Source organism: Mesorhizobium ciceri biovar biserrulae (assembly GCF_001618845.1).
GTDB classification, from domain to species: Bacteria; Pseudomonadota; Alphaproteobacteria; order Rhizobiales; family Rhizobiaceae; genus Mesorhizobium; species Mesorhizobium ciceri.
On the sequence record NZ_CP015064.1, the window covers coordinates 92,314 to 108,676 of the forward strand.

The 16,363-nt window shown below is 63.1% G+C and carries 21 protein-coding genes; 10 read left to right on the forward strand and 11 right to left on the reverse strand.

Annotated features, from left to right (window positions below):
* Nucleotides 1-160: 160 nt before the first annotated feature.
* Nucleotides 161-922, reverse strand: coding sequence for a GGDEF domain-containing protein (locus A4R29_RS00440; protein WP_013528483.1), 762 nt, complete (start codon nt 920-922; stop codon nt 161-163).
* A gap of 160 nt (nt 923-1,082) precedes the next feature.
* Here A4R29_RS00440 and A4R29_RS00445 point away from each other — a divergent pair, with 160 nt between their 5' ends.
* Entirely contained in the window at nt 1,083-1,796 is a 714-nt protein-coding gene (locus tag A4R29_RS00445) for a pyrimidine 5'-nucleotidase (protein WP_013528482.1), read from the forward strand.
* A 98-nt stretch (nt 1,797-1,894) separates the two neighbouring features.
* On the opposite strand, the gene A4R29_RS00450 is transcribed toward A4R29_RS00445, so the two are convergent.
* Nucleotides 1,895-2,740, reverse strand: coding sequence for an LOG family protein (locus A4R29_RS00450; protein ID WP_013528481.1), 846 nt, complete (start codon nt 2,738-2,740; stop codon nt 1,895-1,897).
* Nucleotides 2,741-2,882: 142 nt separating this feature from the next.
* Between A4R29_RS00450 and dapD the strand changes: the two genes are divergently transcribed.
* From dapD to A4R29_RS00470, 4 genes are all read left to right on the forward strand, one after another.
* Nucleotides 2,883-3,737: a 2,3,4,5-tetrahydropyridine-2,6-dicarboxylate N-succinyltransferase gene (dapD, locus tag A4R29_RS00455; protein WP_013528480.1), complete on the forward strand. Its 855-nt coding sequence runs from the start codon at nt 2,883-2,885 to the stop codon at nt 3,735-3,737.
* A 72-nt stretch (nt 3,738-3,809) separates the two neighbouring features.
* Nucleotides 3,810-4,172 carry a DUF805 domain-containing protein gene (locus tag A4R29_RS00460; RefSeq protein WP_013528479.1) on the forward strand — a complete coding sequence of 121 codons (363 nt, stop codon included), beginning with the start codon at nt 3,810-3,812 and terminating at the stop codon, nt 4,170-4,172.
* Nucleotides 4,165-4,542, forward strand: coding sequence for a DUF805 domain-containing protein (locus A4R29_RS00465; RefSeq protein WP_024502086.1), 378 nt, complete (start codon nt 4,165-4,167; stop codon nt 4,540-4,542). The genes A4R29_RS00460 and A4R29_RS00465 overlap by 8 nt, the downstream gene beginning before the upstream one ends.
* Nucleotides 4,543-4,555: 13 nt before the next feature.
* On the forward strand, nt 4,556-5,329 hold the full coding sequence (locus tag A4R29_RS00470; RefSeq protein ID WP_063169724.1) for a hypothetical protein: 774 nt from the start codon (nt 4,556-4,558) through the stop codon (nt 5,327-5,329).
* Here A4R29_RS00470 and A4R29_RS00475 read toward each other — a convergent pair.
* Nucleotides 5,232-6,272: a 2-dehydropantoate 2-reductase gene (locus A4R29_RS00475; RefSeq protein WP_027161102.1), complete on the reverse strand. Its 1,041-nt coding sequence runs from the start codon at nt 6,270-6,272 to the stop codon at nt 5,232-5,234. The genes A4R29_RS00470 and A4R29_RS00475 overlap by 98 nt on opposite strands.
* Before the next feature lie 127 nt (nt 6,273-6,399).
* Between A4R29_RS00475 and dapE the strand changes: the two genes are divergently transcribed.
* Complete coding sequence (gene dapE / locus A4R29_RS00480; protein WP_063170944.1) at nt 6,400-7,593, forward strand: succinyl-diaminopimelate desuccinylase; 1,194 nt, start codon at nt 6,400-6,402, stop codon at nt 7,591-7,593.
* A 5-nt stretch (nt 7,594-7,598) separates the two neighbouring features.
* Nucleotides 7,599-8,234 (forward strand): hypothetical protein, encoded by a 636-nt coding sequence (locus A4R29_RS00485; RefSeq protein ID WP_063169726.1) that lies wholly within the window; start codon nt 7,599-7,601, stop codon nt 8,232-8,234.
* Here the strand turns inward: A4R29_RS00485 and truA are convergent.
* The 5 genes from truA to def all read right to left on the reverse strand — a co-directional run bounded on the left by truA (nt 8,201) and on the right by def (nt 11,507).
* The gene (truA, locus tag A4R29_RS00490) at nt 8,201-8,971 is read right to left on the reverse strand and encodes a tRNA pseudouridine(38-40) synthase TruA (RefSeq protein WP_063170945.1); all 771 of its coding nucleotides are present in this window, start codon (nt 8,969-8,971) and stop codon (nt 8,201-8,203) included. The genes A4R29_RS00485 and truA overlap by 34 nt on opposite strands.
* 121 nt (nt 8,972-9,092) lie before the next feature.
* On the reverse strand, nt 9,093-9,599 hold the full coding sequence (locus A4R29_RS00495) for a GNAT family N-acetyltransferase (protein WP_013528472.1): 507 nt from the start codon (nt 9,597-9,599) through the stop codon (nt 9,093-9,095).
* Nucleotides 9,596-10,549 (reverse strand): methionyl-tRNA formyltransferase, encoded by a 954-nt coding sequence (fmt, locus tag A4R29_RS00500; RefSeq protein ID WP_063170946.1) that lies wholly within the window; start codon nt 10,547-10,549, stop codon nt 9,596-9,598. The genes A4R29_RS00495 and fmt overlap by 4 nt, the downstream gene beginning before the upstream one ends.
* A gap of 116 nt (nt 10,550-10,665) precedes the next feature.
* Complete coding sequence (locus A4R29_RS00505; RefSeq protein WP_244506880.1) at nt 10,666-10,908, reverse strand: plasmid stabilization protein; 243 nt, start codon at nt 10,906-10,908, stop codon at nt 10,666-10,668.
* Nucleotides 10,909-10,976: 68 nt separating this feature from the next.
* Complete coding sequence (def, locus tag A4R29_RS00510) at nt 10,977-11,507, reverse strand: peptide deformylase (protein ID WP_063170947.1); 531 nt, start codon at nt 11,505-11,507, stop codon at nt 10,977-10,979.
* 103 nt (nt 11,508-11,610) lie between these two features.
* On the opposite strand from def, the gene A4R29_RS00515 reads away from it, so the two are divergent.
* On the forward strand, nt 11,611-12,882 hold the full coding sequence (locus A4R29_RS00515; RefSeq protein WP_063170948.1) for a DNA recombination protein RmuC: 1,272 nt from the start codon (nt 11,611-11,613) through the stop codon (nt 12,880-12,882).
* Nucleotides 12,883-12,902: 20 nt separating this feature from the next.
* On the opposite strand, the gene A4R29_RS00520 is transcribed toward A4R29_RS00515, so the two are convergent.
* The 3 genes from A4R29_RS00520 to A4R29_RS00530 form a co-directional block, all read right to left on the reverse strand.
* On the reverse strand, nt 12,903-13,307 hold the full coding sequence (locus A4R29_RS00520) for a GFA family protein (protein WP_063170949.1): 405 nt from the start codon (nt 13,305-13,307) through the stop codon (nt 12,903-12,905).
* Between the two features lie 61 nt (nt 13,308-13,368).
* On the reverse strand, nt 13,369-14,334 hold the full coding sequence (locus A4R29_RS00525; protein ID WP_063170950.1) for a cation diffusion facilitator family transporter: 966 nt from the start codon (nt 14,332-14,334) through the stop codon (nt 13,369-13,371).
* 127 nt (nt 14,335-14,461) lie between these two features.
* Entirely contained in the window at nt 14,462-15,271 is an 810-nt protein-coding gene (locus A4R29_RS00530) for a transglutaminase-like domain-containing protein (RefSeq protein WP_027161100.1), read from the reverse strand.
* Between the two features lie 312 nt (nt 15,272-15,583).
* Between A4R29_RS00530 and A4R29_RS35300 the strand changes: the two genes are divergently transcribed.
* On the forward strand, nt 15,584-15,709 hold the full coding sequence (locus tag A4R29_RS35300; protein ID WP_013528464.1) for a hypothetical protein: 126 nt from the start codon (nt 15,584-15,586) through the stop codon (nt 15,707-15,709).
* Between the two features lie 205 nt (nt 15,710-15,914).
* Nucleotides 15,915-16,229, forward strand: coding sequence for a quaternary ammonium compound efflux SMR transporter SugE (gene sugE / locus A4R29_RS00535; RefSeq protein WP_013528463.1), 315 nt, complete (start codon nt 15,915-15,917; stop codon nt 16,227-16,229).
* Nucleotides 16,230-16,363: the final 134 nt, after the last annotated feature.

The following is a 16,363-nucleotide window of genomic DNA, read 5'->3' on the forward strand; positions in this document are numbered from 1 at the left end:
GCGTTCCCAGAACGGCAATTCCCGGAACGACACATGCATCACCGTGGAAGCCAGTATCGTGCCAAGTCTGGCCGCAAAGCAGTGAAAACCCGGCTAAGCGGTACAACCGAGTGCAAACAAGGTTAGAGTTTTCTTAACAGGCCGGTTGCGGCAGATCGGATCACGCCGCCTCGGAAATGCCGGTGTCGATGATCGTCAGGTTACGGCCCTGGTGCTTGGCCTGGTAGAGGCGCCGGTCGGCGGCGCGCATCAACTCCGACACGCTGGCTTCCTCGCCGCAGACAGTACCGCCGATGCTGACCGTGAGCGGAATGGTCCGCTCGTCGACGGGCCGGAAGCGGATCAGCTCGACTTCGCGGCGAATGCGCTCGGCGACGCGCTTGGCCTCCTGCTCGGTGGCGCCAACCAGAAAGGCGCCAAATTCCTCGCCGCCGATGCGGCCGAGCACATCGCCGCTGCGCACGCCGCGCTGAATCGCGCTGGCGATCAAAAGCAGCGCGTCATCGCCGGTCAGGTGGCCGAAATTGTCGTTGATGGTCTTGAAGTGGTCGGCATCGATGATCAGCAGCGCGCCGCGATCGGACTTGCGGCGCGAACCGTCGAGCGCGGCAAAGAAGCTTTCCCGGTTGAGCATGCCGGTCATGTCGTCGCGGCTCGCCTTTTCCGCCAGGCGGCGATGCGCGGCGGCGAGCTGGGCATGGGCTCGTGCGAGATCGCGATGCGCGTTTTTCAGCCTGTCGCTTTGCCAGAAAGTGCTTGCGCTGGCGGCCCACGCCAGCACCAGCGGACAGAGCGTGGAGGTCAGCCAGATCGTCCGGTTGACCGGAAATCCCATGGCCGGAACGATGATCAGGGTCAGCAGGAGAGAGGCCGCGACTGAGGCGAAAGCAACGGCGGCGGATCTCAGAATTATGCTGTTCATCGCTTGCTCCCACAAGACTGCCTCTCTGCCAGCAAGCCCTGAAGGCCACCTTTCCCAGATGCCTAAAATTTGAATCGTGAGACGATTTACGCAACCTCAACGAGCAGAAGTTGTGGATAAAGTCGCTTTCGGAATGCGCGTTTCATGCCATAAGGAGCCCATGACCACGCTCCCTGACCCCGCCCGCTTCGCCCATGTCACCGACTGGGTCTTCGATCTCGACAACACGCTCTATCCGCACCATTCGAATCTGTTCTCGCAGATCGACGTCAAGATGACCGCCTATGTCGGCGAACTGTTGGCATTGCCGCGCGACGATGCACGCAAGTTGCAGAAGGAGCTCTACCGCGAATATGGCACGACGCTGAACGGCCTGATGACACGCCACGGCATCGACCCCGACGATTTCCTCGAGAAGGTCCACGACATCGACTATTCATGGCTGGTGCCCGATCCCGTTCTCGGCACCGCCATCCGCCAGCTTCCCGGCCGCAAGTTCATCTTCACCAATGGCGACCGCAGGCACGCCGAGCGCACCGCGCGCCAGCTCGGCATCCTCGACCATTTCGACGACATCTTCGACATCGTCGCTGCGGGGCTCAATCCCAAGCCGGCGCGCCAGACCTACGAGAAGTTCGCCGAACTCCACGCCGTCACCGGCCACAATGCGGTGATGTTCGAGGATCTTGCCCGTAACCTTTCGGTGCCGAAGTCGCTCGGCATGACCACGGTGCTGATCGTGCCGCGCAATTTCGAGCCGACCTTTTCCGAAATCTGGGAGCGCGACCCGGCCAATGAGGATGATGTCGATTTCGTCACCGACGATCTGGCGGGGTTTCTGACGGCGATTGTGGAGAGGGGCGAGGGGAAATGAAGAAATGATGAAATGTCGAATTGGGGATCGATCCGAACGCAGAGCCGCTTCAATTCTTCATTTCCCCAATTCTTCATTTCCCCAATTCCCCTATTCCCCTACTCTCCTAACTTATAGAACCGGCTGATAATCCCCCACGCCTCATCCGCGGTGTCGACGAAGTCGATGATGTCCTGATCGCCGGGGCTGATCGTGCCCTGCTCGGCGAGGAAATCGAGATCGATCGCCCGCTTCCAGAAGGATTTGCCGAACAGGATCACCGGCACGCGCTCCATGCGCCCTGTCTGGATCAGGGTCAGCGTCTCGAAGAATTCGTCCATCGTGCCGAAGCCGCCCGGAAACACCGCGACCGCCTTGGCGCGCATGACGAAATGCATCTTGCGGATAGCGAAATAATGGAAGTTGAAGCAGAGCTCCGGCGTCACATAGATGTTCGGCGCCTGCTCGTGCGGCAAGACGATGTTGAGGCCTATCGACGGCGCGCCGACATCGTCGGCGCCGCGGTTTCCCGCTTCCATCACGCCAGGCCCGCCGCCGGTCACCACGACATATTCGCGGTAATAGGAGGTAGCCGATTGCTGCGAGCAGAGGCGGGCGAATTTGCGCGCTTCCTCGTAGTATTTGCTGTTCTCTTCGAGGTTCTTCTTCTGCGTCTCGTTCTTGGCCGCCCAGGCCTCGCCGCCGGGTTCCGGCAGGCGCGCGCCGCCGAACAGGATCACCGTCGAGCGGATGCCGCGTTCGGCTAGGATCATTTCCGGTTTCAGGAGTTCGAGTTGCAGCCTGACCGCGCGCAACTCGCGGCGCGTCATGAAGTCGGGATCGTTCCAGGCGAGCCGGTAGGTTTCGGCACGCGTCTGCGGCGTGTCAGGCACGCTCTTCGACCGCTCCAGATCCTCGTCCGAATGCGGCAGCGGCGTCCACCCCGCCTTTTCCATAGGAGTCATAACTACCCGTCCAATTCCCTTAACTGCGCCGTCCCGTGACGCACACGCGATTGACCCCCATTAAGCCTTAACATAGGGTCCGCGCGACTTTCAAAACAGGTTAAGGCTCAGTCCCTTAACAGCTTGGTAATGGAGCGAATTCATGTCGAAGCCCGATCTGGCGAGCCTCGAAAAGACCATCGAGAAGGCCTTCGAGGAACGCGATGCGATTTCGACTGCGACGCGCGGCGAAACGCGCGATGCCATCCAGTCGGCGCTTGACCTGCTCGACCGCGGCGCCGTCCGCGTCGCCGAGCGGCAGGCCGACGGCAAGTGGCATGTCAACCAGTGGCTGAAGAAGGCCGTGCTTTTGTCCTTCCGGCTCAACCCGATGGAGATCATCAAGGGTGGTCCCGGCGAAGCGACGTGGTGGGACAAGGTGCCGTCGAAGTTCGATGGCTGGGGCGCTGTCGATTTCGAAAAGGAGGGCTTTCGCGCCGTGCCGGGGTCGATCGTGCGTCGCTCGGCCTATATCGCGCCGGGCGCCGTGCTGATGCCGTCCTTCGTCAATGTCGGCGCCTATGTCGATACAGGCACCATGATCGACACCTGGGTCGGGGTAGGCTCCTGTGCCCAGATCGGCAAGAACGTGCATCTTTCCGGCGGCGTCGGCATCGGCGGCGTGCTGGAGCCGATGCAGGCAGGTCCGACCATCATCGAGGACAATTGCTTCATCGGCGCGCGCTCGGAAGTGGTCGAGGGCTGCATCGTGCGCGAAGGCTCGGTGCTCGGCATGGGCGTCTTCATCGGCCAGTCGACCAAGATCGTCGACCGCGCCACCGGCGAGATTTTCTACGGCGAAGTGCCGCCGAATTCCGTCGTCGTCGCCGGAGCGATGCCGGGCAAGCCCTTTCCGAACGGCGAGCCGGGTCCGAGCCTCTACTGCGCCGTCATCGTCAAGCGCGTCGACGCCAAAACCAGGTCCAAGACCTCGATCAACGAATTGCTGCGCGATTGATCTTTGCGCAAAGCGGGCGCACCTTCCGCCGGCGCGACAATCGGTCGCGCGGGTTCATCATGGAGGGGTGACATGGACTGGAAGTATCTGCTCACAAGTTTTGACGGTCGCATCAACCGTGGCAAGTTCTGGGCCGCGATTGGCGTTTTCATCGTCATTGGCATCGTTGCCTTTATTCTCGATGCGATCCTCGGTACACGCATCACCACGGCCAGTGGCGCCCAGATCGGCATCATCGGCATTCTCATCGCTCTGGCCTCGATCTATTTCGCACTCGCAGTCTACGCCAAGCGCTGGCATGATCGCGGCAAGTCGGGCTGGTGGAGCCTGATCATGCTGGTGCCATTGATCGGCCCGATCTGGTTTCTGGTGGAATGCGGCATTCTCGAAGGCGCCAGGGGCGCCAATCAATATGGACCGGACCCGCTTGCCTGACAGATCAGATCTCACCTGGCTTTTCTTCAAAACCTCGGGCCGCGTCAGTCGCGCGGCCTATTTTCTTGGCGGGTTGCTCGTCGCTATCATCCAGGCCTTCCCGCTCTACCGCTTCACGCTGGTGCCGGAAGGTTCGGCCGAGAGCAACATGTGGTCGTTCATCTTCTTCGTCGCCTTCATCGCCTCGCTGTGGTCGAACATTGCCCTGGCGGTCAAGCGGCTGCACGATTTGGACAAGCCGGGCATTGCGGCGCTGATCCTGTTCGTGCCGGTGGTCTCGATCGTGGCCTTCCTTGTGTTGTGCCTGTTTCCGGGGCAGCCTGGACCCAACCGCTACGGCCGGCGCACCAACGAGCCAGCACAACCCTGAGGTTCGATCGGACATGCGCTACCGTACGCTTGATCCGAAACTGATCATCGAGACCGCAGAACGGCTGGAGACGCGCGTTGCGGAGCGTTTCCCCGATGCCGGCCTGCGCGGCGTTGCCGCCGAACTGGTCTCGCTGTCGCGCGACCTGGCACAGGGCGCCAAGGCCCTGGAAGCGCCGATCTGGTGGCTGCGCGGCCTCATCGTCGCCGCTGTCGTTGCCGGCGCACTGATGTTCATCTTCGTCGGAACCGTATTGCCATTCGACCGCATTTCCAAACCGGGTGATGCCGTCCAGTCTGTGCAAGGCATCGAAGCTTCGCTCAACATGTTCATCCTCGCCATTGTCGGATTTCTCGCCTTGATCCGCTCCGAGGAGCGCATCAAGCGCAAGCAGGTCTTTCGCCAGCTGCATGGCCTGCGCTCGCTGATCCACGTCATCGACATGCACCAGCTGACCAAGGATCCGGCGGCGCTGTCGGCCGATTTCAAGCCGACGTCGCATTCGCCCGCCCGCATCACCAATGCCGCCGACCTGGCGCGTTACCTCGACTATTGCTCCGAAATGCTGTCGATCACCGGCAAGATCGCCGCATTGTTCGCGCAGTCGGTCAATGACGACGTGGTCATCGACGGCGTCAACGACATCGAGAACCTGGCGTCCAACCTGTCGCGGAAAATCTGGCAGAAGATCACGTTGATCGACGGCCGGCCGGTGCAACAATCTGCTCCGGCGCCAGGCCCGGCGAGCCAAGCCGCTCCGCTTCCGCCGCGCGCACCAAGGCGATGATCCGCTGAACCGTCGGCACGGGCGTGCCGGCCTTCCCCGCCAGCCGCAAGATGGCACCTTGCAAATCGTCGATCTCCGTCGGCCGGCCGCGCTGAAGATCGTCCCACATCGACGAGCGCGCCTGCGGGTCGATCGCCAGCATGCGCCGCGCCAAGAGCCTGAACAGCCAGTCCGGCAGCCTGAGCACTTTCGGCAGCAGCGCCGGCCGCAGGCCGGCGATCCGCGCCGGCTCGATGCCGGACGCTTTCAGTGCCGTCAGCGCCTCGTCGATCTGGCCGGCCAGGATCAGCCGCCAGCGTCGGTCGGCCAGTTCGGTTGCCAGCGGCAGGCCGGAAAGCGCCACCAGCGCGTTGTTCAGATTCATCAGCAGCTTGCCCCACAGCACCGCCTTCATGTCGCCATGCGCTTCAACCGCAAACCCTTCGACGCCAAGCAGGCCGACCAGGCCGGCATCGCCATCCTCGACCATCACCTTGCCGTCGCTGGCGCGGTGCACGCGCAGCGGCAGCTCGCCGTCCGGCGACTGCACCACATTGAACGGCACCATGCCGGCCAGCACCGTTCGCCGGCCAACTCCGGCACGCAGCCTGTCGGCATTGTCGACACCGTTCTGCAGGCTGATCACCACGGCGTCGGGCCGGGCATGAGCTTTGATAAGATCCGCCATGTCCTGAGTGGCGCCGCTCTTGACCGTGACCAGGATCACGTCCGCCTGCGGCAGGGTGGCGGCCGGATCGGTGGTGACGGCAAGCGCCTCCGGCTTGATCGAGCGATCGCGGCCCTGGAGGTCGCTGACCCGCAATCCGCCCTGCCGCAACGCTGCCTCGATGCGCGGCCGGGCCAGCAGAATGACCTTTCGGCTGGCCAGCGCCAGGCAGCCGCCGGCATAGCAGCCGATGCTGCCGGCACCGGCTATGACGATCCGTTTGTCCTTGTCTGCCATCCTGTCGCCCGCGCCGGGTCGCAACTATACGACATGAAAACCATAATATCGGCGGTATCGCCAGCCATGAGGCTGGCCCCTATGTCTGGCCGTGACAGGCCCTGCGCTTTCGACTATCGCTTTTGCCATGACGCTGCCGACCGATCCTGCCGAAAACCTCGCCGCCCTTATCCGTTGCGCTTCGGTGACGCCCGCTGAGGGCGGTGCGCTGACCGCGCTGGAGACGATGCTCAGACCGCTCGGCTTCCTGGTCGATCGGCCGGTGTTTTCCGAAGACGGCACGCCCGATATCGAAAACCTCTATGCAAGGCGTTCCGGCAATGGCCCGCATCTGATGTTCGCCGGCCACACCGACGTGGTGCCGGTCGGCGACGAAGCCGCCTGGACGCATCCGCCCTTCGCCGCCGAGATCGCCAATGGCGAGATGTATGGCCGCGGCGCCGTCGACATGAAGGGCGGCATCGCCTGTTTCATCGCCGCCGTGGCGCGCCATGTCGAGGCCAATGGCGGTCCGAAAGGCTCGGTCTCGCTGCTGATCACCGGCGACGAGGAAGGCCCCGCGATCAACGGCACGGTCAAGCTGCTCGAATGGGCGGCTTCCAGGGGCGAGAAATGGGATGCCTCTGTCGTCGGCGAGCCGACCAATCCGGACGCGCTGGGCGACATGATCAAGATAGGCCGCCGCGGCTCGATGTCCGGCGCCGTCACCGTCAATGGCCGCCAGGGCCATGTCGCCTATCCCTTGCTTGCCGACAATCCGGTGCGCGGGCTGATGAGCCTGGTCGATGCCTTGCTGCATCCGGTTTTCGACAAGGGAACCAGGGATTTCCAGCCGACCAATCTGGAAATCACCTCCATCGATGTGGGCAACCCGGCCACCAATGTCATCCCGGCCAAAGCGACCGCGACCTTCAACATCCGCTTCAACGACACCTGGACGGACGAGACCCTGCAGGCCGAAATCCACAACCGGCTCGACCAGGCGGCGAGGCGCAAGAAGTACCGGCAGGGCAAGAAGACGCCGGTCGACTACGAGCTCGTCTGGCGCGACCGGCCGAGCCATGTCTTCCTGACCCGTGACGACAGGCTGATCGAAACGCTGCGCGGCTCGATCAAGTCGGCGGTCGGCAAGGAGCCGACGCTGTCGACCTCAGGTGGAACCTCCGACGCGCGTTTCATCAAGGACTACTGTCCGGTGGTCGAGTTCGGGCTGGTCGGCAAGACCATGCACATGGTCGACGAGCGCGTCGCCATTGCCGACCTCGAGACGCTGACGCAAATCTACCAGCGCTTCATAGAAGACTGGTTCGGACAGGGCTGAACAGCATGCTTTCGGCGGACGAAACCCAAGCTTCGCTGACGGGCGCCTGGCGATTGATGCTCGGCAGAGCCGACGGCCTGCGCCTGCTCGACCTGTCGGCCGACGGCTTCTGGAATTCCTTCTTCGCCATTGTCGTTGCAGCACCGGCGCTGATCGTCGGCTGGGTCGGCATCGCCAACGAAATCGGCGATCCCGACGCCTTCGCGGGGCGCTTCAGCATGCTGGTGCGCCTGGCGACGGTCGACATCGGCTCCTGGGTGCTGCCGCTGGTTGCGCTCGCTTTCATCGCGCCGCGCGCCGGCATAGGCGGCCGCTTCGTCCACTACGTCGTTGCCAGCAACTGGGCTTCGGCCATCACCGCCTGGCTGATGCTGCCTTCGGCGCTGATCCGGCTTTTCCTGTCGTCCGCAAGCCAGGTTTCGAGCCTTGTGTCGCTGTTCCTCTTTGCCCTTTCTATGGTGCTGACCTGGCGCATGACAAATGCCACGATGGGCAGGGGCGCAGCGGTCGGCACGGCCGTTTTCGTCGGCATGTTCATTGCGTCGCTGCTGGTGCTGTTCGGCCTGCAGACGTTGCTCGGCATCACCGTCCCGGACGATGTCGGAGTTCAGAGCCTTTCCGGGCTCGTCTCGATCGGATAATCGACACCGGTGAGAAACAGCCCGTCGGGCGGCGCCACCTGGCCGCAGGCGGCGCGGTCGCGCGCCTCGAGCGCTGTTTTCAGGTCGGCCGCGCTCCAGCCGCCGTCGCCGACACGCTTGAGCGAGCCGACCATCGAACGCACCTGGTTGTGCAGGAACGAGCGCGCCGAAGCCCTGACCTCGATCATGTCGCCTTGTCGGCTCACATCGAGCCGTTCCAGCGTCCTGATCGGGCTGTTGGCCTGGCACTGGGTCGAGCGGAAGGTGGTAAAGTCATGCCGTCCGAGCAGGACCTTTGCCGCTTCGTGCATGGCGCCGGCGTCGAGCCGCTTCGGCACCCACCACACCTTGCCCTTGTCGAGCGCGGCCGGCGCGCGGCGGTTCAGGATGCGGTAGAGATAGTGGCGGCCAATGGCCGAGAAGCGGGCGTCGAAACTGTCGGAGACCACCGTCGCTTTCAGGATGGCGATGCACGCCCCGGCCGCCTGCAGATGGGCGTTGACGGCATCGCGCACCTTGTCGCTCGGCCACGCCTTGACGAGGTCGACATGCGCCACCTGCGCAGTCGCATGCACGCCGGCATCGGTGCGGCCGGCGGCGCGCAGCCTGATCGCTTCGCCGCAGAATTTTTCGATCGCCTGTTCGATCGCCTGCTGCACCGAAGGCTGATCCGCCTGGTGCTGCCAGCCGGCAAACAGGCTGCCGTCATATTCGATGTCGAGGCGAAAACGCGGCATTTGCGGCTAGAGCTCTCGCCTCGAGCAATTCCAGGAAAAGTGTGAAACGGTTTTCCGTTCGGAATTGCGTTAAAACAAAGAGGAGAACAGTTCGCCGTTTCCGTGAAAACGGCTGACTGTTCTACGCGGCGAGAGCGGTGAAGGCGGAGGCGTAGACCAGCCTGCCTGCTTCTGGCGCGTCACCCCAGGCCAGCGCCTGCAGCGCTTCGCCCTGGTATTCGCTTTCGAAGTTCTCGGCACGCGTGTGGCTATAGCCGAAACGCCCGTAATAGGTGGGGTCGCCCAGCACCACGGCCAGCGTCTCACCACCATCCTTGAGGCGAATATGCGCCTCGCGGATCAGCGCGCCGCCAATGCCGCTGCCATGGAACGAGGGCTCCACCGCCAGCGGCGCCAGCGCTACGGCCGCGAAGGTCTTGCCGCCATTCTGGACGAACAGCCGCGAAAACAGGATATGGCCGACCACCTGGCCGTCCTCTTCCGCAACCAGCTCGGCAACCGCGTCGCCGCCGGTCACCAGCGCGTCGACCAGACCGGCCTCCGCCTGCTGGCCGAAAGCGTGTTCCTCGACGAGGCGGATGGCCTCGCGATCCCGCGGCGTTGCCGCGCGTATCGACATCATGCTCATGAGAATTTCAGTCCTTTTTCGATCTTGGCCCCGCGCAGGAATTCCGACGCGGCAGCGGGCTTTCCGCCCGCCCGTTGAACTTCGACCAGCCTGATCGCGCCTGCCCCGCAGGCGACCGTCAGCCGGTCATCGAGAATTCCTCCCGACTCGCCCAAATCTTCCGAAGGCGACAGGCCTTGCGACAGCGTCGAGCGAAGCAGTTTCAGCCGCTCCTGGCGGCCGCCAATTCCTATCTCCGACCAGGCGCCTGGAAAGGGCGACAGGCCACGAATATGATTGTGGACCTCACTTGCCGAGCGAGTCCAGTCCACGCGAGTCTCGGATTTATCGATTTTCTTGGCGTAGGTCACCCCATCCACAGCTTGTGTGGTGAATGTCAGGGTGTTCCCTTCCAACCGCGCCAGCGCTTCCACCATCAAGGCAGCACCGACACTCATCAACCGATCATGCAGATCGCCGGCTGTCATATCGGGTTCGATGGCGCACTTTTCAACCAGCCCGACCGGACCGGTGTCCAGGCCCTCTTCCATGCGCATCACCATCATGCCGCTTTCCAGGTCACCGGCCATGATGGCGCGCTGGATGGGGGCGGCGCCGCGCCAGCGCGGCAGAAGCGACGCATGGCCGTTGACGCAGCCGAGCCGGGTTGCCTCCAGAACCGCCTTCGGCAGCAGCAAGCCATAGGCGACGACCACCGCCACATCGGCCTGCAAGGCGCGAAAAGCGGCCTGTTCGGCCTCGCCTTTGAGCGAAACCGGCGTCCGCACCTCGATGCCCAGTCGCTCCGCCTCGCGCTGCACCGGCGACGGCGTCAGCTCCAGCCCGCGTCGTCCGGCAGCGCGCGGCGGCTGGGTATAGACGACTGATATCTCATGGCCAGCCTCGGCGATCGCGCGCAAGGTCGGCACCGAAAACTCCGGCGTACCCATGAAGATGACGCGAAGGGGCATTTTTTCTTCCGGTATCCTGTCTTCTTGCTCGCGCAGTGTGCCGGCTCAGGCATCCGCTTCAAACGGGTTTACGAGCTTCAGGTCAAGGCCGTCGAAGTCGCGGGACGACCGTCGCGCTATCTTTCCGCTTCGATCTTCTCCATGATTTCCGCGTATTCATCGCCAATTGCGCTTTCAGATACGAAAGCCGAGCGAATTGCAGCCCACGCCGAGAGGCTCGACTCCTCTCGGGCCGGCCTCTCCGCAACTATGCCTTTGCGCAGAAGGCCGATGGCCTTGTCCGAGACGCTCTGGCCGACCTCGCGCGCCGCCAGTTCGATCTCGCGCTTCAAAGGCTCAGGAATGTCCCTGATCAGCATGTCGACCGTCGGCATCTCCATTTGGTGGCAATCCTGCCGACAATAGGCCTGGAGGGGACTCCCGTACCTTATCCCGCGAGCTTGCCCGGCACCTTGTCCCTGGCGAGCTTCTTGAATTTCTTTACCACCATGTCGCGCTTCAGCTTCGAGATGTGATCGATGAACAGGACGCCATTGAGGTGGTCGATCTCGTGTTGCAGGCAGGTCGCCATCAACCCCTCGGCCTCTATCTCCTGCAATTTGCCGTCGCGGTCGAGATATTTGACCCGCACGGAGGCGGGGCGTTCGACCTCGGCGTAATAATCCGGGATCGACAGGCAGCCTTCCTCATAGACGGAGCGCGCGTCGGCGCTCTCCAGGATTTCCGGATTGATGAAGACATGCGGCGCCGGCGTCTCGTCTTCCTTGGCGAGATCGATCACCAGCAAGCGCAGCGGCTCGCCGATCTGGATTGCCGCCAGCCCGATGCCCGGCGCATCATACATGGTCGCCAGCATGTCGTCGGCTAATTTGCGCAAAGGCGCGTCGACACGCTCTACGGGCTTGGAAACCTGGCGCAGGATGGGGTCGGGAAGGATGATGAGCGGCTTGATCGGCATGGCGTTCCACCTAAGACCTCCAGCGAAACGCGTCAACCGGTTGGCATCAGGCGCGTTCACGTTTTGATCTATGCTATCGCGGCGAATCGTCTATGCTGTCCACATGAATGATTTGAGCACCATCCTTTCGGAGCCTGTCGCCCGGCTTGGCGCCACAACGATCACGCTCGGCCATGCGCTGGCCTTCGGCGTTTTGCTGTTTCTGGCCCTGTTCGTGGCGCTGGTCATTGCGTTGTGGCGGTCGGCCAAGGCGCGCGCCGTGGCGGCCGCGGAAGCCGCCGATCATGCCCGCGATGCGGAAGTGCGGATGGCCGGCATTCTGCAAAGCCAGGCCGAAATGCAGGGCCGCATGGGCGCCATTGCGGAAGTGTTCGGCGCACGGCAGGCGGAACTGACGCAATCGATCGGCCAACGCCTCGACGCCATGACCGGCCGGCTCGGCCAGACCATGACCGAGCAGACCAAATCCACGCATGAGAGCCTGGCCAAATTGCAGGAACGGCTGGCGATCATCGACGTCGCGCAAGGCAACATCCAGTCGCTCGCCGGCCAGGTCGTGCAATTGCAGGCGATCCTCTCGAACAAGCAGACGCGCGGCGCGTTCGGCCAGTCGCGCATGGAGGCGATCGTTGCCGACGGCCTGCCGCACGGTGCCTATGAGTTCCAGGCGACGCTGTCGAACGGCAGCCGGCCCGACTGCCTGGTGAAGATGCCGAATGGCGCGCCGTCGCTGGCCATCGATGCAAAATTTCCGCTGGAAGCCTGGAACGCCATCCGCGCCGCCGATGGCGCCGATCTGCAGAAGGCAGCTTCGCAGGCCTTCCGCCGCGACATCGAGATCCATGTCCGCGATATCTCGGACAAATACCTGATCCAGGGCGAGACGCAGGACACTGCCTTCATGTTCGTGCCGTCGGAATCGGTGTTCGCCGAGATCCACGAGAATTTCGAGGCGATCGTGCACAAGGCGCACCGTGCGCGCGTCGTCATCGTCTCGCCGTCGCTGCTGATGCTGTCGATCCAGGTCATCCAGGCGATCCTCAAGGATGCCCGCATGCGCGAACAGGCGCACCTGATCCAGGGCGAGGTCATCCGGCTGATGGAGGATGTTGCGCGTGTCGATGAGCGGGTGCGCAAGCTGCAGGTGCATTTCGGCCAGTCGGCCAAGGACATCGACGACATACTGGTTTCGACGTCGAAGGTCACCAAGCGCGGCCAGAAGATCGAGGCGCTGGAATTCGGCGCGCAGCCCGACGGCGATGCCGCCGTAGACGCCGCGTCACGAGGTCCCGCCGCCAAGGTCGATACCGGCGCGCGCGTTGCCGATTCGAAAACCGGGCAGCTCAGGCTGAGGGTCGTCGAAGGCGACGATTGAGGCGCGGTGCCGGACCGGCGCTACTGCTCCTCCAACGTGGTCATGCCCTGAAATTCAGGCAGCCAGTGCAGCGCCGAGCGGTGCCATTTCTGCTGTGTCGGGATCAAATCCTGGCGCTGCCGCGCGGTCCCCACGCGAATTCCATAGACCTTCGGACCATCTCCGACAGACGTGGCGTAAAGATGCGAACCGCAGTCGGCGCAAAAGGCCTGGGTGCGCTTGGCGCCGCTCGCCACGATCTTGATGTAGATTTTCGGCGTGCCCTTGGTGATGCGATAGTTGCTTTCCGGCGCCGGAACCGTAAGGCGAAAAGCCGTGCCGGTCAGTTGCTGGCAATCCGTGCAGTGGCAGATCGTGGTCTCTTCCGGATCGACCTCCGCCTCGTAGGTGATGGCGCCACAATGACAGCCGCCGTCTATTCTCATCTTCGTTCCTCCAAAGCCCCTTCAATCTAGCGGCGCTAGGCCGTGAGGCAATGGCACGGTTTTAGTCCTGGGCAGGATCGGATGCGGAATCGATCAGCCTGCGCCGCTGCTCCCAGGTGCCTGACGTCTGCGGCTTGACGAACAGCCGTGTGATCTCCGGCATTTCCTTCTTCAACTGCGCCTCCAGGCGCTCGACGCAAGCTTCGATCTCGGGCGCCGTCAAATGGTCCTCGAACTCGATGCTGAGCCCGGCGACGATCTCTGTCGGCCCCATATGGACGGTCAGGACGCCGTTCGCCCGCTGCACCGCCGGATCCTGCTGGGCGATCGCCAGCACTTTCATCTGCACCTCGGGCGACGCCGGCTCGCCGATCAGCAGGCCCTTGCTTTCGCGGGCCAGGAAGATCGCGGTCGCGCCAAGGATCAGCCCGATGCCGATAGAGGCGGCGCCGTCGAGCTCCGGCATCTCCAGCAGTTCCGCCGCCAATATGCCGGCGAAAGCGACGATCAGGCCGAGAAGTGCCGCACTGTCCTCGAACAGCACGGTGTAGACGCTCGGATCCTTGCTCGACTGCACGGCCTGCAGCCAGCCTTGCCTGCCCTTCTGCCGGCGAAACTCCTTCAGCGCCACCCACCACGAACTGCCTTCGAACAGGAAGGAAAGGCCCAGAACAATATAGTTTACCTTGGCGTTGGCGACCGGCTCCGGCGCCATGATATGGACCACGCCTTCGTAGAACGACACGCCGGCGCCCAGCGCGAAGACGAGGAGCGCGACGATGAAGCTCCAGAAGTAGAGTTCGCGGCCGTGGCCGAGCGGATGCGTGCGATCGGCCGGGCGAGCGGCGCGGTGCATGCCGTAGAGCAGCAGGCCGCCATTGCCGGTATCGACCAGCGAATGGACGCCCTCCGACAGCATCGCCGAACTGCCGGTAAAGGCGGCGGCGGCGAACTTGGTCAGCGCGATGGCGAGATTGCCGGCGAGCGCCGCGTAGATCACCTTTTTTGAGCCGCCGTGCCCGGCCATGGCATTTGCCCCCGTTCAAGGCGCAGTCTAGCGGCCAGGCCGCTAAAGCTCCACAGGCATCACACCGCGCGAATGTCGGGTCGTCCACGGCAGCGGCCATGAGAGATCGGTCTATGGAAAACGGCGACTACTCGATGATCTCGCTGGTCCACACCTTGAAGCCGGCAAGCGTTCCCGGGCCGAAAATATGGGTCAGCGGCACGTCGGCGGCGTCGCGGCCGGAGGCGATCAGGATGCGGCCGATGCGCGGTGCATTGTTGCGCGGGTCGAAGACATGCCAGCGGCCGCCGAGATAGACTTCCATCCAGGCGCAGAAATCCATGCTTGCCCATGGCTTCGGCATACCGATGTCGCTGATGTAGCCGGTGCAATAGCGCGTTGGGATGTTGAGTGCCCGGCAGAAGGTGACGGCGAGATGCGCGTAGTCGCGGCACACGCCGCTCTGTTCACGATAGGCTTCCGCCGCGGTGCGCGTCGGCCGTGCATTGCCGTAGTTGAAGACGATGTGGCTGTGGACGAAGTCGCAGACCGCCTGCACGCGCGGAATACCCAGCGGCGTGTTGCCGAACAGCCGCCACGCCTCGTCAGCCAGAAGGTCGCTTTCGCAAAAACGGCTGGGCAGCAGGAACAGCAATGTGTCCGCCGGCAGGTCGCGCACCTCGTGCTGCCAGGCCATCAGGTCGCCCATCTCGAAGGTGCCGGGGTCGCGGATCACCGCGTCGGTGCCGAAGGTGAAGCGCCCGGGCGGCGCGACAAGCCGGTTGCACCAATTGCCGAAACTGTCGCGATAGCTTTCGATCGGCACCGGTGGATTGGAGATCAGGAAATCCGGCCGCTCGAGATCGGAGGCCCGCGAATAGTGCACATTCAGCATCGCGATGAGCGGCGTTTCCTGCGGAAAGTCGAAGCTCATCTCGCAGCCGATGTGGATTCGCATTGTCGTCCTGACGGCCTGCCTGACGATCACCCGGCGAAGCTCGGGTCGATGCTGCAGTGCGAAAATGACCATGGCACGGACCGCCATGGTTTACGAGCAAATTAGAGCAATTCCAGGAAAAGTGTGAAGCGGTTTTCCCTCCGGAATTGCGTCAAAACAAAGAGTTAGAGCAATTCACTGTTTCCGCGAAACGGTGAATTGCTCTAGAAACCGGTTGAAAGCGATCCGCTGTCGGCGGCAACAGTCGCTAACCCCTTGCGGTCGGGCGGTTCTCTTGTTTCACTTGGCTTCTCACATCAGGAGGAACGAATCATGGCTAAAGGTGCGATGAAGGCAGGCAAGGAAGCCCGCAAGCCGAAGAAGGACGCCAAGAAGCCCGCTCCGGCTCCGGCGCTGAAGGCGCCGCCGGTCAAGGCGATGAAGCTCAAGGACAAGTAGGTCCGGCGATCCACTTCGCAATAAGATTACGGCCGGCGACACTTGTTGCCGGTCGCTGTTGCTCGAGCGCCCGAAATTCTTATATTGGCGTGGCGGGGACGACCTCGCGCTTCCCCAAATCCGGACGGGACGACCCGCCATTGTTTGACTGATCGTCGGGCGCCGAAATACCTTTCGGGTCCGATGCTCTGATGGAGCGTTGTCGATGTCGTGGATTCTTCTCTTTTTCGCTGGCTTGTTCGAGATCGGCTGGGCAATCGGCCTCAAATACACCGATGGCTTCTCGAAGCTGGTGCCGACCGTGCTGACCGTTGCCTCGATGGTCGTCAGCCTCACTCTGCTCGGCCTGGCGCTGAAGGCGCTGCCCGTCGGCACCGCCTATGCGGTGTGGACCGGCATCGGCACCGTCGGTACGGCACTGCTCGGCATCTGGCTGCTCGGCGAACCGGCCACCGCGATCAGGCTGGCCTGCATCGCGCTCATCGTCTGCGGCATCATGGGGCTGAAGTTCGCCGCCTGACGGTAACGCTTAGGTCTCTTGGTTTGCGCATGTCGTCCTCCCAGAGCCGGGACCAGGGCGACATGCATGGGACAAACACGTTCAGGGCCGCTGCGAGGCGACCCTGGTTCTCGAAGCAGATTGCTCCGTAGCCG